Raw genomic sequence first — 13807 nt, 5'->3', positions numbered from 1 at the left:
GATTACCAATCCTTCAATGTACCGTGCACGACATACAGGGATCGAACGAACGCACCACGTGCTGAACGGCAACGCCACCGTCACTTCCGCTAGCCGTTACGCCCACCAGTGCCTGCTCCAGCGGGCCGGGAATAGCATCGCGATCTCTGGGCGAGAAGTTCCAGGTAGTCGGGGCAATGATCTGGTAGCGACGGATCTTCCCCGCCTCGATGGTGACCCAGTGCCCCAGACTGCCACGCGCCGCCTCGACCAGGCCGATGCCCTGGCCCTCCAGAGTCTCCGGGAGGGTAACCCGGAAAGGCCCTTCGGGGTCGAGCGCCTTGACCCAGCGCTCCATCAGCGGCAACACCTGCGCCAGCTCCAGCGCCCTTGCCACCACCCGATTGCGGACATTGCCACCCGAGTCGCACACCATATCGACAGCCAGCGGATGCCCGCTGACCAGTTGCCGAGACAGTGCCCCGGTTTCCATCGTCATGCCTTCCAGGCGCGGCGCCTTGCACCAAGTATAGGCATCCGTCGTGCCATGAACATCGGGCTCGGTAACACCCTGATGGGGTGGCAGCGACCGCGATCCGCCTGACATCCAGGCGTGGGCGCTATCCTCAGTCACCTGGTCGAGGCGCAAGGGATGCACCATGCCCTCGCTCCATACTCCCCTTGGAAACAGCAGTTGCCCTGCCTCGCGATAAGTGCCGTAGCTGAGATACCGATCCGGTCCGCGTCCCAACGACGCCAGGTCCAACGCCTCGGCTAGCCTCAGGAAACGCCCCAGATCCGAGCGTGACGGCGCCGCCTGGACGAGCCAGCGCTCCAACTGCGACTGAGAACTCAAGCCAGCAAAACTCTCCAGGGTATCGCCGAAGAAGTGGCGCTCGAGCCAGCGCCGAAACTCTCGAATCACCCCCAGCAGTCTGGCCTTCTCACCGCGCTCGATGGCTCGCGTCGTACCGCCCGGCTGCAGGCTCATGGTATGTGGCCACTTGCCGCCCAGGTAGCCCATGAGATGCAGGAAACGCGCGCGGGCCGGCACGGCATCCGCCGTGGCCGTGCCCTTGACGGCCTGGAAGCGCTGGCGAATCTCTCCGAACCAGGGCTCGGCCGCGTACTCCTCCCGGGCGAAATCCGGCATGAAGAAGAGATAGAAATGGGTCAGATGGTCGGCAAGGTTCTCATTGGCCAGCAGCAGGTTGCGCGCCAGCTCGGCATTGCAGGGGGGCTCGACCCCGGCCACCTCGGCCAGGGCGTCGGCCGCGGCCACCGACTGAGACACCGAGCAGATGCCGCAGATGCGGGGCGCATAGAAAAGTGCATCCAGGGCGGGGCGATCCAGCATGGCGCGTTCGATACCGCGAAACAGAGGCGAATTGACATACGCCCGTCGGACCCTGCCATCCGCCACGTCAAGGGTAATCTCCAGATCCCCCTCCACGCGGTTGAACGGCCCGGCAACGATACGGCGGCTCATGATGAGTCGGTCTTGCTGACATGGGGGATCAGGCGACGACGGTCGGTCACGGCATTCTCCTTGAGGCGGCGGGGCATGGCAGACTTCGACAGGGCGGCCAGTGCCACGAACCATGCCTTGGGCATATCCGTCGGCAGGCCGACCGGAATCCCCGCCACCTTGGGAGTCTGCCAAACCGCATGGGCCGGCTGCTCGAACCCCGGCTCCGTGCAGGCCACGCAGGGATAGCCACCCCGCAGGCAGGAGCCCTCGCCGTTCCAGGCACGCAGATTGCAGTCCGCATGCGCCTGGGTGCCCTTGCAGCCCAGGTGCTCCATCAGGCAGCCTAGGTCGCCGGGCACCTCGGCGCTGGCCTTGAACTCATAGAATTCGTTGCGCGCGCAGCCGTGGTGCACCAGGTGGTCGGCATAGAAGCGCGGGCGATGCAGCGCATCGAGCGACGCCTCACCCATTTCCCCCAGCGCCAGGTTCGACAGCGTTTCCAGAATCCAGCCCGGATGGGTGGGACAACCGGCAATGTTGATCACCGGCATGCCGCTACCGGCAGCATAGGCCGGCCCCAGAAGCCCGCCAGCCAGCTCCCCTTCGAACTGCAGCCCGGTGACATCACCGGGCTGATGCCCCACGGCGGACACGCCACCGAACGCCGCGCAACTTCCCACCGCCACCGTGTAGCGCGCCACCTCGGCCAGCTCCCGCACCCACTCCATCATGGGCCGCCCGGTGCCAGCCAGGACATGGAACAGCCCCGTTCCTTCGGGGCCACACATGACGGCTCCCTCCAGACACAGCACGTCGAGGCGCTGCTCTCCATTGAGGCAAGCCAGCAATAGCTCGTGGGCCTGCTGGCCGCTCTGCTCGCTGAAGGCCGGATGCCACAGTAGGTCGATACCGGCATCCGTCAGGTCGGCAAAGAGATCGCTGCTGTCGGCGCACAACAGCGACATGCTGCATCCTCCGCAACCGCCGGACTGCAGCCACAGTACACTGAGTGCTTCACCATCGTGATGCCCTTTCATGACGTCCCCTCACCGTCGAGACCGTAACGCTTGAGCTTGTTGCGCAAGCCAACGCGCGACAGCCCGAGCTCCTCGGCAACCCGCGACTTGTTCCAGCGATGACGACGCAATGCCTGTCCTATCATGTCGACTTCCAGCTCAGTCAACCGCTCCTTCAGGGTGCCCCTGCCGGTCGCCCCCTGCAAAGTCATCGCCCTCTCCCCCGGCACCGCCGCCCCATTCAGGATAGGCGCCTCGTCTCGAGGGGGCGTCTCTAGCGCCACCTGCACGACATCGGACAACAGCTCAACGCCGAGCCGTTCGCCGTCCCCCAGGGCAACCATGCGCATGATCTCATTCTGCAGCTGACGCACATTGCCAGGCCAATGGTAGCGAACAAGGCACGCCATGGCCTCATCGGTGAAACCCTCCACCCACTCGCCCATCGTGGCGGCAATCTCCTGCAACAGGTGATTGGCCAGCAGCGGAATGTCCTCGCGCCTGTCGCGCAGCGGCGGCATGTGCAAGGCAAAAGCGCTCAAGCGGTAGTAGAGGTCTTCCCGGAAACTACCTTGCTGGACGGTACACCACAGGTTGCGGTTGGTTGCCGAAAGCACCCTGACATCGGTGCGAATCGGGCTGGCTCCACCGACCGGCCGCACTTCCCCCTCCTGCAGCACGCGCAGCAGCTTGACCTGGAAGCCGGGGGAGGTCTCGCCAATCTCATCGAGAAAGATCGTGCCGCCATCGGCCTGCTGGAACAGTCCGACCCGATCCTGGTAGGCACCGGTGAAAGCGCCGCGCTTGTGGCCAAACAGTTCGCTCTCCAGCAGCTCTTCCGGCAGCGCCGCGCAATTCTCTACCACGAATGGCTTGTCCCGGCGCGGGCTCTTGTAGTGAATACCGCGCGCCATCAGCTCCTTTCCAGTCCCCGTCTCTCCGGTGATCAACACCGGAATGTCGTACTGCGCCACCTTGTCGGCCAGCTGGCAAACCCCAGCCATGGGGCTGTCGGCACAGCGCAGGATGCGATCATCACTCAGCTCACGCCGCTGAACCCGCTCCCGCTTTCCAGCCACCTGGCGGCGTAGTTCCGAAACACCGGCCCGCAATTCCAGATTCAGCAGCTCGTTCTCACTTTGCAGCTGTTGCATCTCGGCTGCGCGTTGCACCGTCAGCAGCAAGTTCTCAGGGCGCCAAGGCTTGTGAATGAACTGATAGATACCCGCCCGATTGATAGCTTCCAACATGTCGTCTGGGTCGCTATAGCCGGAAATGATGATGCGCACGACCTCGGGCCAGCCTTCTCGCACCCGGCTCAGGAACTCCACGCCACTCATGCCGGGCATGCGCTGATCGCAGAGCACCACCTGCACGAACTCGGCCGCGAGAACGTCCAGCCCCTGTTCCGCGCTCTCTGCGGTGATGACCTGGAAGTCTTCGTCCAGCGCTCGAGTCAGCGACTCCAGCACCCGCGTTTCGTCATCCACCAGCAGGACCGTTGGCCGACCTGATGTCATACGGATGACTCCGCTCCCAACGTGCCCATGCCCTGGCACTCTCCCTTCCCACTGCGCACTTTCCGACTGCGATGCAGTGCCAGGTGCAGCGGCGTGCGCGAGTGCGGGCGCCGCCATACGAAGCTGTAGCGCGCCACGTGATAGCTGGGGTCGAAGCCGAAGAAGTTCAGCGACATCCGCGCCAGCTCCTCGTCGCGATACGCCTGCAGGGGACGATGCGCCTCCTCCTCTGCACGATGACGCGCCTTGGCGGCAATCCGTTCCGGCAGGGCCGGATTGCCGGCCAGCGCCTCGGCGCATCTCATCACCTCGGCCTCGGCACCGGCACCCTGGCTTTCCAGCACGGCATCCAGCAGCCCCAGCGACAGCGCCTCCGGGGTGCCCAGCGGCAGGCGATTGCCCAGGATGTCATCGACGGCCTCCTCGCCCACGCGCCGCGGTAGCAGGTAGGTCCAGTATTCGGAGCCGTACAGGTTACCCATGTTCTTGTAGTGCGGGTTGAGCAGTACCCCCGGCGTGGCCCACACTTGATCGGCGGCCAGTGCCAGGAACACCCCACCGGCGCCGGCGTTGCCGCGCATGACCGACACCACCAGGCGCTCGCGCATCTCGATCAGGGTGCGCGTCAGGTCGTCCATCGCCTGGATGTTCTCCCACGACGCCTCGGCGGGATGTTCGTCCGCCTCGATGCGGGTGAGATGGATGCCGTTGGACCAGAAGTCGCGTCCGCCCATCAGCACCAACACCCGGGTATCGCACTGATCGGCCCGTTCGCAGGCGCGTTGCAGACGGCGGCACTGCTCGGGACTCATCGCCCCGTTGTGGAAGTCGAAGAAGAGGTAGCCGACGCCGTTGGCCTCGCGGTAGCGGATCTCCTGCCAGGTCTCTCCCGCCGGCACTGCGAAGGGGTCGAGCGGCACGTCGGACACCCCCGCCAGGCGCTCCCCCAGCACCTGGGTGGCCGGCAGTTTGAGGCCCTTGGGCTCGCGCAGGTGGGTGATCCAGACGGCGCCATCCAGGGTGGCCCGACAGATCGCCCCGTCCCGCGTGCCCAGGATCTCCCCCGGCTGGCCCCGCAGCGAGGACTCCGGCCAGGGGGCGTGGAGATAGACCGGCAGACCGCCGATCTCGTCCAGCACCCCCGGGTGACCATCCGCCGCGCTCAGGCGCGCCAGCACCGTGGCGGTGTCGTCACGCGACCAGTCGATGGCGCGTTCGGCCTGGCACATCAGTGGGCGCCAGGTGCCGGGCTGGCCATCCGCGCCGACGGGCGCGCGTTGGGGCGTGAAGCCCGGCGTGGCCAGGTTGTCCAGCGCCTGGCGCACGGCCTGCACCGCTGCCTCGGTCACTTCGCCGCGATAGAGGCTGCCCTTGGTGGCAGGACGCATGGCGAACGGCACTGAAGCCCACACCGGGCCGGCGTCCATCGCCGCCTCGGCCTGCAGCACCGTCACCCCCCAGCGCGGCGCGCTCTCGGCAATGGCCCAGTCAAGCGATGAGGGGCCACGATCGCCCAGCGGCCCCGGATGAACGATCCAGCAAAGATGGTTCTGCCAGATGCTCTCGGGAATGGCCCGCTTGAGGAACGGTGCCAGCACCAGGTCGGGCGCGTAGAGCGCCACCGCCTCTTCGCTGACGCGGTCGTTGATGTCGAACTCGACGGAGACCTCATGCCCCAACCGGCGCAGCTCCACGAAGAGCCGCTGGGTCAGGCTGTTGAAGGCATGGGTCAAAAACAGTATTCGCATGGCTTCCTCGCCCGGCTCTAATTGTCGGGAGATCAACAGATCCTCGGTAGCTGTTCACCGGCCAGCCAGTCCACGTTGCGAGCGCCGCCGAAGCTGGTCTCCATCCGCACAAAGTGGTGCGGATCCTCCACCACCCGGCCGATCACCGCGGCGTCGCGACCCAGCGGGTGCGCTCGCAGGGCACCGAGCACGGCCTCGACCTCCCCGGACGGACAGATCGCCACCAGCTTGCCCTCGTTGGCCACGTAGAGCGGGTCCAGCCCCAGCAGCTCACAGGCGGCCTTCACCTCCTCGCGCACCGGCAGGGCGTCTTCCTCGACCACCAGGCCGACCTGCGACTGCCGGGCCAGCTCGTTGAGCGTGGCCGCCAGCCCGCCCCGGGTAGGGTCCCGCAGACAGCGCAGCCCCGGCGCGTTTGCCAGCATGTCTGCCACCAGTCCGTGCAGGGCGGCGCTGTCCGAGACGATACCGGTGCCGAAGCTCAATCCCTCGCGCTGGGACAGGATCGCCACGCCGTGATCGCCCAGCGTGCCGTTGACCAGGATCGCATCGCCGGGCCGCGCCCGGTCGCCCGACAGGTGGACGCCTTCCGGCACCACCCCGATGCCGGTGGTGTTGATGAAGACGCCGTCGCCCTTGCCGCGCTCCACTACCTTGGTGTCGCCGGTCACCACCGGGACGCCGGCATCGCGCGCCGCCGCCGCCATGGACTGCACGATGCGGCGCAGGTCCGCCAGGGGAAAGCCCTCCTCCAGGATGAAGCCCGCCGAGAGCGCCACGGGACGCGCCCCGCTCATCGCCACGTCGTTGAGCGTGCCGTGCACGGAGAGGCTGCCGATATCGCCGCCGGGAAAGAACAGCGGCGACACCACATGGCTGTCGGTGGCCATGACCAGCCGCCCCTCGGGACGCGCCAGCAGGGCGTTGTCGTTGCCCTGGTCCAGCCAGGGATTGTCGAACTCGCGCCGGAACAGCTCGTCGATCAGCTGCGACATGGCCCGGCCGCCGCCGCCATGGGCGAGGTCGACGATGCCGCGCCGGAAGTCCACCGGCCGCACGTAACCGGGCTTGACGTTACTGGACATGAATCACTTCCTCCCGAGTCGGCTGACCCGCCCGGCCGTCGCGAAAGCGACCGTAGGTGTAGTAGGCCGAGCACGCCCCTTCCGCCGAGACCATGCACGAGCCGATGGGATTTTCCGGCGTGCACACCGTGCCGAAGACCTTGCAGTCCCAGGGCTGCTTGAGGCCGCGCAGGATGGCGCCGCACTCACAGGCTTTGGCGTCCGCCACCGAGCGGTAGCGCAGCGCAAAGCGGTGCTCGGCATCGAAGTCCCGATAGCGCTCGCGGATTCGCAGGGCGCCGTAGGGCACTTCGCCCAGCCCCCGCCACTCGCTGGACTTGCGCAGTTCGAAGACCTCCGCCACGCGCCGCTGCGCCTGGCGGTTACCGTCGCGGTTCACCGCGCGAATGAACTGGTTCTCGACCTCGAAGCGCCCCTCGTTGAGCTGGCGTACCAGCATCAGCACCGACTGCAGCACGTCCAGGGGTTCGAAGCCGGAGATCACCACCGGTTTCTGGTACTCCTCGGCGAAGTACTCGTAGGGGCGGCTGCCGATCACCGCCGAGACGTGGGAGGGACCGATGAAGGCGTCCAGCGGCACGGTGCCCAGCTCGCGCACCTCGGGCGACTCCAGGATGTTCTGGATGGCCGCCGGGGTGAGGACGTGGTTGCAGAAGACGCTGAAATTGGTCAGCCCCCTGGCCTCGGCCGCCTGGACCACCACCGCCGTGGGCGGCGTCGTGGTCTCGAAGCCGATGGCGAAGAACACCACCTCGCGCTCCGGGTGGCGCTCCGCCAGTGCCAGGGCATCCATGGCCGAGTAGACCATGCGCACGTCGGCGCCCGCGGCCTTGGCCTTGAGCAGGCTGATCCCGCCGGAGGCCGGCACGCGCAGCGTGTCGCCGTAGGTGCACAGGACGGTGTCGGGATGGCGGGCAATCTCGATGGCATTGTCGATGCAGCCGATCGGCAGCACGCAGACCGGACACCCCGGGCCGTGAATGAAGCGGATGGTGTCCGGCAGCAGGTCGCGCAGCCCGTAGCGCGAGATGGCGTGGGTATGGCCGCCGCAGAACTCCATGATGTGGTAGCGACGATCCGAGCGGGTTTCCTCGGCGATAGCAGCCGCCAGCCGGCGGGCCAGCCGGCCGTCGCGGAATTCATCGACGTACTTCATGTCGATTCTCCCAGTTCGAGACCGAGCTCGCGGATCATCGCCAGGGTACGCTCGGCCTCCTCGGTATCGAGGCGGTTGATCGCAAAGCCCACGTGGACGATGACGTAGTCCCCCGGCGCGACCGTCTCCAGCAGGCTGACATCGATGGCCTTGCTGACCCCGCCGGCATCGATTAGCGCCTGGCCGTCATCCAGACATTCGACCACCTTAACCGGTACTGCCAGACACATGGTTTTCCCCTTTGACTCGGGCTATCGCAGATAGCGGTATGACTCGAGGCTGATCCGTCGACAGGTCTTCAAGGGGGCGCTGTGCCCCCCTCCCTGGGCGCTACATTTGCCATCCATGGCAAATGCCCCCCTTTTCGACCTGCCCCCGGCGCCTCTCGTCTAAATCACTGCGAAAGCACTGCCTCGTTAATACTCGTTGTTGTCACTCGCTGTCATCATTCACGCCGCAGGGACTACCGTCCTGCAGCGCCTGCAGGGCGACCCACGCCTGTCCCAGGCTCAGCCCGCCGTCGTTGGGCGGCGCCTGCTGCGCCTGCCACACGCGCAGCCCGGCGTTCCGCAGGCGCCGCTCCAGTGCCGTCGTCAGCACCTGGTTGACACAGCAGCCGCCGCCCAGCAGCACGTCCTGCAGGCCATCGCTTCGGGCCTGATGCCAGACCCATTCGGCCAGCCCCGCCGCCAGAGTGGCGTGAAAGCGCGCCGCCCCCCGCGCAGCGGAGGGCTCGTCGAGCAGCGTCCCCAGCAGCGGCCGGAAATCCAGCACGCCGTCACGCAGCGTCCAGCCATCCGGCTGATCGGCCACCTCGCCGTGCGCCTCGGCCAACCCCTCCAGCAACATGGCGGCCTGGCCCTCGTAGCGCGCTACCGGCTTGATGCGCAAGAGCCCGGCGGCAGCGTCGAAGAGGCGCCCCAGGCTGGTCGTCGTGGGGCAGCGCACGCCGCGTGCCAGCAGCATCGCCAGGCCCTCGACCTGCGGCCGATCAGCGAAGTAACCGGCGATCCGCTCGCCCTGCCCCAATGCCTGCAGGGCCGCCGCACCCATGCGCCAGGGCTCCCGCGCGGCACGGTCGCCCCCCGGCAGCGGCAGCGGATGGAGATGGCCCAGGCGCGAGAACGCCGCCCCCTCCAGGCGCAGCAGCTCGCCGCCCCAGGCGGTACCGTCCGTGCCCAGCCCCACGCCGTCCAGGGCCAGGCCGAGCAGCGGCCCCTCCAGGCCGTATTCGGCCTGCACGGCGGCCAGGTGGGCGTGATGATGTTGCACCGTGAACAACGGCACGTCCCAGGTCTCGGCCAGGCGGGCGGCCAGGTGGGTGCTGAAGAAATCGGGATGGAGGTCGCAGGCCAGCGCCTCCGGGCGCACCGCCAGGACCCGGCACAGGTGATCGGCGCTCTCTTCCAGCGTCCGGCAGGTCTCGGCGTGATCCAGGTCACCGATGTGCTGCGACAGGAAGGCCTGGCTGTCGCGGGTGAGGCACAGGGCACTCTTCAGCTCGCCACCGGTGGCCAGCACCGACGGGCCGGCACGCGACAGCCCAATGGCCGAGGGGGTATAGCCGCGCGCACGGCGAATGAAGGCTGCGGCATCGTGACCGTCCACCTCCCCGGTTCCAGCGGCACAGCGCACCACGCTGTCGTCGCAGCGCACCAGGATGTCGCGGTCGTGCATCAGGAACGCATCGGCGATACCGGCCAGCCGCTGCAGCGCCGCGGCGTTGTCGTGGACCAGCGGGTCGCCGGCCAGGTTGGCCGAGGTGCAGACCAGCAGGGCATCCTGGCGGGCATCGAGCCAGGCGGTGCCCGCCGGCCGGCCCACCAGCTCATGCAGCAACAGGTAGTGCAGCGGCGTATAGGGCAGCATCGCGCCCAGCCTGCCCAGGCCCGGGGCGATACCGGGCAGGCGCCGGTCGCAGTCGGCCCGCTTGTTGAGCAAGACGATGGGGCGCTGCCACGCCTCGAGCAGTTCGGCCTCCCCCGGGGAGACCGTGGCCAGCGGCGCCAGCGAGCGGACGTTGACGGCCATGACGGCCAAGGGCTTCTCGTCGCGCCGCTTGCGCTCGCGCAGCCTGGCCACGGCCCGGGGGTTTCGCGCATCGCAGCACAGGTGGAAGCCGCCGATGCCCTTGACGGCGACGATCATCCCCTCACGCAGCGCCTCGGCCGTCGCCGCCAGCGGGTCGCACCGCGTTTCCCGGCGGCCGTCCGCGGCGTGGAACGCCAGGCGCGGGCCGCACTCGGCACAGGCGTTGGGCTGGGCATGGAAGCGCCGGTGGGCGGGGTCGCGGTACTCGGCCGCGCAGCGCGGGCACAGGGCAAAGGCCGCCATGCTGGTATGGGGGCGGTCGTAGGGCAACCGGGCGGTCAGGGTATAGCGCGGACCGCAGTGGGTGCAGTTGATGAAGGGATAGCGATAGCGGCGATCCGCCGGATCGAACAGTTCGTCCAGGCACTGCCGGCACACGGCGGCATCCGGGGTGATCCCGGTGCTGACCGCGCCCTGGCTCGAGGCGACGATGCGAAAGCCCTCCTCGTCGTCGCACGGCTCACGCGGCGCTTGCGTCACCGACTCCAGACGCGCCAGCGGCGGCCGTTCGTGTTCCAGGCCGGCCAGGAACGTCTCGAGCGCGGCGTCGGTGCCCTGCACCTCCAGCTCGACGCCGGCGGCGTCGTTGCGCACCCAACCCACCAGTCCCAGGCGACCGGCCAGCCCATGCACGAAGGGGCGGAAGCCCACGCCCTGGACCTGGCCGCGGACGCGCACGGCGAGGCGCTGGACGGTGAGCGGGCTGCACTTATCCAACACGATCATGATCCATTACGCTCCTGCCCAGGACGCCCAGGCTCATGACGTTCAGGCCGCGTCCGGCGAGAGCCCGGCCGCTTCCAGCCGCGCCTCCAGTTCGGCGATGCGCTGTTTCAAAGCCGCCACCGACTCCTGACGACGCGCCACCGCCCGCTGCCAGCCGGCCTCCACCCAATCCAGCCAGGCCTCCATTCCCTGCCCGGTGGTTGCCGAGAGCTGGATCACTTCCAGGTCCGGGTTGATGCGCCGCGCGTAGTCGATGCACTGCGCCACGTCGAAGTCGAGATACGGCAGCAGATCCACCTTGTTGAGCAGCATCAGGTCCGCGGCATGGAACATGTCGGGATACTTCAAGGGCTTGTCTTCGCCCTCGGTCACCGACAGCACGGCGACCTTGTGCGCCTCGCCGAGATCGAACCCTGCCGGGCAGACCAGGTTGCCCACGTTCTCGATCATCAGGGTGGCATCCTGCAGCGGCAGCAGGTGCTCCAGGGCATGGCCTACCATGTGGGCGTCCAGATGGCAGCCCTTGCCGGTGTTCACCTGCACGGCACGGGCGCCGGTGTCGCGGATACGCGCCGCGTCGTTCTGGGTCTGCTGATCTCCCTCGATCACTGCCACCGCCATGCGTGACCTGAGCCCCCGGATGCTCGCCGTGAGCAACGAGGTCTTGCCCGACCCGGGGCTGGATACCAAGTTGAGGGCAAACAGGCCCAACTCGTCGAAACGCCGTCGGTTCGCCTCGGCGTAGGCGCCGTTCTTCGCCAGGATGTCCTGCTCGATACGCACCATGCGCGACTGGCTCAGACCCGGCGCATGGGCATGAGCCGGACCCTTGCCATAGTGCAGCGATGCCTCATGCCCATGCCCATGCTCGTGCTCGTGCTCGTGCTCGTGCTCGTGATGATGGTGATGGGACGCCCCATCGATGCTGAGACTGCCTTCGCCACACCCGCAGACGGTACACATCACTCCACCTCCAGCTCTTGTATTTTCAGCTCTTCGCCCGCCGTGACCTGCAGGCGGTAACCGCCGCAGGCACGGCAGGCGTCGAATCGCTGCGCCACCTCGACCGGGCGGTCGCAGTCGAAGCAGTGCGCCCTGCCGGCACGTTCGCGAATGTGCAGCGCCGCCCCCTCGGCCAGGGTGTCGCGGCACACCACCTCGAAGCAGAAACGCAGGGCGTCGAGTTCCACGCCGGCCAGGGCGCCGATTTCCAGCGTCACGCCCAGTACCCGTTCGAAGCCCTGCTGCGACGCCTGCTCCTCGATGACCTGGATCACCCCTTCACAGAGCGACATCTCATGCATCACGCCACCTCGATATCCACATCCACGCAAGGATCCAGCGCCAGGGCGAAACGCTCGCTCTGCTTCTGCCACGTCAGCCCCGCAAGCTCGCGCTGGCCGACCAGCAGCCCGGCGATGGCACCCCGCGGGTGGAAGTTCCATTCGGTGGGCGCCAGGAGCCGATAGTCGACAATGCGCCCGGCCTCCTGCCGCACGCGATGCACCAGCAGTCCCCGGGGCGATTCGACCAGCCCCAGTCCGACACCTTCGGCCTCTGGCCTGGCGCACCCCGTTCCCACTTGCGGCAGGTGGCCATGCCGTCCGGCCAAGTAAGCCGCGCCATCCAGCAGCTCCAGAATGGCCGCCATCCAGTGCGCCAGCGCCGTCTCACGATGCGATACCAGCCAAGCCACCACCGGATGGTCATGCAGCCGAGCCCCGGGGCCCGTGCCGCGCGGCCGGCCGTCCGCCGCCACCGGCCACCTTGCCAGCTCGGGACGCTCCCAGAGGTGCTCGGCGACGGCCAGCGCCTCATCGGTCGTCAGCGCCGCCACACCCTCAAAGTGCATCGGCCCCGCGTCCCGCAACGACTCACGGAGGGCTCGCAGCGCCGTCGGCACCACCGCTGACGACCGGTCAAGCCAGATCGACGCCTGCGCCACCGTAGCCAACTCGGCGCTCCCCAGCAGCGCCAGCAACCGTTCATGGAACGCCAGCGCCCTGTCGCGACGCTCGGCCTCGGGTGCCTTCGTCAGTGCCATCAGTGCGGCGATCGCCGGCCGCCCATCGGCGCTCCCCCGGGCCAGCAACCCCGGCAACCGCACGACCAGGCGCCACAGATGCTCGCGCAGACACTCCAGAAGCACGGCCGTGCGGTCCGCTGCACTGACGCGGGCGACATCACCGGCCGCCGCCCGCAGGGCCAACTCCGCCGCCACACGCTGCGACTCGCGACACACCGCATAGAGCAACGGCACGCGCTGCCTGACGCTCTCCGGCGTGGCTCCCATCAACAGCCGGCCCAACGCGGGCTGCTCTCTTGGCACCACCTCGACCCCTGCAACACGCCCACGCTCGATCGACAGCTTCAGCAGCAGCGCCGCAGGGCCAGACGCAGCAGGCGCTGCAGCCGATTCGCGAAACGCCAGCGTACTCATCAGCGCTCGACGTGAATCAGCCGAGCGTCATCAAGTGCCGCCGAGCCGCCGCGCAGGAAGTCGCGTCGGCTGAGCCCCCGCGCAGCGGTAGCACAGGGCAGCGCTTTTTCCGGTGTTTCCGCCATGGTCGCCTCCTCCTCCGCCGGTTCGGGCGGAGTCATCAGCAACGTCATCACCTCTTCCGCCAGCTCGACCGCCGCCAGGGGGTCGGTCAGATCGCCAACCGGCGACATCAGCGAACAGAACAGGTAGTCGCCGATGCCCGGCTCGTGCCCCCCGGCAAAGGGAAACTCGCCGGCAGGAAAGCGCAGACCGCGGCGCTCGCCGCAGGCCAGGCCCTCCCAGCACCCGGAGTCGGCCGGCAGCACCATCAGGTTGAGAAACCAGGGGGTGAGCAGCGTCCCCACCCAACTACCTTCCCATAGACGAAATCCGCTGGCTTTGATCGGCAGCAAGGGATTGATCAAGTCGACACCCTGCATCCGCTGCCAGTAGATCGCCTCGAACACCGACTCCAACTGCCGGGAGGGATCCTCGGCGTAAGCGCGGGGGGTGGATTGCGTAGCTTCCGTCAT

12 protein-coding genes are annotated in these 13807 nt (G+C 67.8%); all 12 read right to left on the bottom strand.

Annotated features, from left to right (window positions below; translation table 11 throughout):
- Positions 1-13: 13 nt before the first annotated feature.
- Positions 14-1468, bottom strand: a complete 1455-nt coding sequence (locus GFD32_RS12255; RefSeq protein WP_163576901.1) for a nickel-dependent hydrogenase large subunit — start codon at positions 1466-1468, stop codon at positions 14-16.
- Complete coding sequence (locus GFD32_RS12250) at positions 1465-2487, bottom strand: NADH-quinone oxidoreductase subunit B family protein (protein WP_163576900.1); 1023 nt, start codon at positions 2485-2487, stop codon at positions 1465-1467. Before GFD32_RS12250 ends, GFD32_RS12255 begins: the two co-directional genes overlap by 4 nt.
- The gene (locus GFD32_RS12245) at positions 2484-3986 is read right to left on the bottom strand and encodes a sigma-54-dependent transcriptional regulator (RefSeq protein ID WP_163576899.1); all 1503 of its coding nucleotides are present in this window, start codon (positions 3984-3986) and stop codon (positions 2484-2486) included. The genes GFD32_RS12250 and GFD32_RS12245 overlap by 4 nt, the downstream gene beginning before the upstream one ends.
- Positions 3983-5734 carry a hydrogenase maturation protein gene (locus tag GFD32_RS12240; RefSeq protein ID WP_163576898.1) on the bottom strand — a complete coding sequence of 584 codons (1752 nt, stop codon included), beginning with the start codon at positions 5732-5734 and terminating at the stop codon, positions 3983-3985. The genes GFD32_RS12245 and GFD32_RS12240 overlap by 4 nt, the downstream gene beginning before the upstream one ends.
- Before the next feature lie 32 nt (positions 5735-5766).
- Positions 5767-6819 carry a hydrogenase expression/formation protein HypE gene (hypE, locus tag GFD32_RS12235; protein WP_163576897.1) on the bottom strand — a complete coding sequence of 351 codons (1053 nt, stop codon included), beginning with the start codon at positions 6817-6819 and terminating at the stop codon, positions 5767-5769.
- Complete coding sequence (hypD, locus tag GFD32_RS12230; protein ID WP_163576896.1) at positions 6809-7975, bottom strand: hydrogenase formation protein HypD; 1167 nt, start codon at positions 7973-7975, stop codon at positions 6809-6811. Before hypD ends, hypE begins: the two co-directional genes overlap by 11 nt.
- Positions 7972-8205 (bottom strand): HypC/HybG/HupF family hydrogenase formation chaperone, encoded by a 234-nt coding sequence (locus GFD32_RS12225; RefSeq protein WP_163576895.1) that lies wholly within the window; start codon positions 8203-8205, stop codon positions 7972-7974. Before GFD32_RS12225 ends, hypD begins: the two co-directional genes overlap by 4 nt.
- Positions 8206-8407: 202 nt before the next feature.
- Positions 8408-10792 (bottom strand): carbamoyltransferase HypF, encoded by a 2385-nt coding sequence (hypF, locus tag GFD32_RS12220; RefSeq protein WP_163576894.1) that lies wholly within the window; start codon positions 10790-10792, stop codon positions 8408-8410.
- A gap of 42 nt (positions 10793-10834) precedes the next feature.
- Positions 10835-11755 carry a hydrogenase nickel incorporation protein HypB gene (gene hypB, locus GFD32_RS12215; RefSeq protein ID WP_163576893.1) on the bottom strand — a complete coding sequence of 307 codons (921 nt, stop codon included), beginning with the start codon at positions 11753-11755 and terminating at the stop codon, positions 10835-10837.
- Positions 11755-12096 (bottom strand): hydrogenase maturation nickel metallochaperone HypA, encoded by a 342-nt coding sequence (hypA, locus tag GFD32_RS12210; RefSeq protein ID WP_163576892.1) that lies wholly within the window; start codon positions 12094-12096, stop codon positions 11755-11757. Before hypA ends, hypB begins: the two co-directional genes overlap by 1 nt.
- Complete coding sequence (locus GFD32_RS12205) at positions 12096-13232, bottom strand: nickel-dependent hydrogenase large subunit (protein ID WP_163576891.1); 1137 nt, start codon at positions 13230-13232, stop codon at positions 12096-12098. Before GFD32_RS12205 ends, hypA begins: the two co-directional genes overlap by 1 nt.
- Entirely contained in the window at positions 13232-13807 is a 576-nt protein-coding gene (gene hybE, locus GFD32_RS12200; RefSeq protein WP_163576890.1) for a [NiFe]-hydrogenase assembly chaperone HybE, read from the bottom strand. The genes GFD32_RS12205 and hybE overlap by 1 nt, the downstream gene beginning before the upstream one ends.

The sequence above is a fragment of the Halomonas faecis genome (genome assembly GCF_010993975.1).
GTDB classification, from domain to species: Bacteria; Pseudomonadota; Gammaproteobacteria; order Pseudomonadales; family Halomonadaceae; genus Halomonas; species Halomonas faecis.
Note: the sequence above shows the minus strand (reverse complement) of the source record. Positions and strands in the feature narration are given on the sequence as shown.

What these genes read in the sequence shown, in the direction of transcription:
- hypD (WP_163576896.1), bottom strand. Translation starts at nt 7,975, where the DNA reads ATGAAGTACGTCGATGAATTCCGCGACGGCCGGCTGGCCCGCCGGCTG.
- GFD32_RS12255 (WP_163576901.1), bottom strand. Translation starts at nt 1,468, where the DNA reads ATGAGCCGCCGTATCGTTGCCGGGCCGTTCAACCGCGTGGAGGGGGAT.
- hybE (WP_163576890.1), bottom strand. Translation starts at nt 13,807, where the DNA reads ATGACGGAAGCTACGCAATCCACCCCCCGCGCTTACGCCGAGGATCCC.
- GFD32_RS12250 (WP_163576900.1), bottom strand. Translation starts at nt 2,487, where the DNA reads ATGAAAGGGCATCACGATGGTGAAGCACTCAGTGTACTGTGGCTGCAG.
- hypB (WP_163576893.1), bottom strand. Translation starts at nt 11,755, where the DNA reads ATGTGTACCGTCTGCGGGTGTGGCGAAGGCAGTCTCAGCATCGATGGG.
- GFD32_RS12245 (WP_163576899.1), bottom strand. Translation starts at nt 3,986, where the DNA reads ATGACATCAGGTCGGCCAACGGTCCTGCTGGTGGATGACGAAACGCGG.
- GFD32_RS12240 (WP_163576898.1), bottom strand. Translation starts at nt 5,734, where the DNA reads ATGCGAATACTGTTTTTGACCCATGCCTTCAACAGCCTGACCCAGCGG.
- GFD32_RS12225 (WP_163576895.1), bottom strand. Translation starts at nt 8,205, where the DNA reads ATGTGTCTGGCAGTACCGGTTAAGGTGGTCGAATGTCTGGATGACGGC.
- hypA (WP_163576892.1), bottom strand. Translation starts at nt 12,096, where the DNA reads ATGCATGAGATGTCGCTCTGTGAAGGGGTGATCCAGGTCATCGAGGAG.
- hypF (WP_163576894.1), bottom strand. Translation starts at nt 10,792, where the DNA reads ATGATCGTGTTGGATAAGTGCAGCCCGCTCACCGTCCAGCGCCTCGCC.
- hypE (WP_163576897.1), bottom strand. Translation starts at nt 6,819, where the DNA reads ATGTCCAGTAACGTCAAGCCCGGTTACGTGCGGCCGGTGGACTTCCGG.
- GFD32_RS12205 (WP_163576891.1), bottom strand. Translation starts at nt 13,232, where the DNA reads ATGAGTACGCTGGCGTTTCGCGAATCGGCTGCAGCGCCTGCTGCGTCT.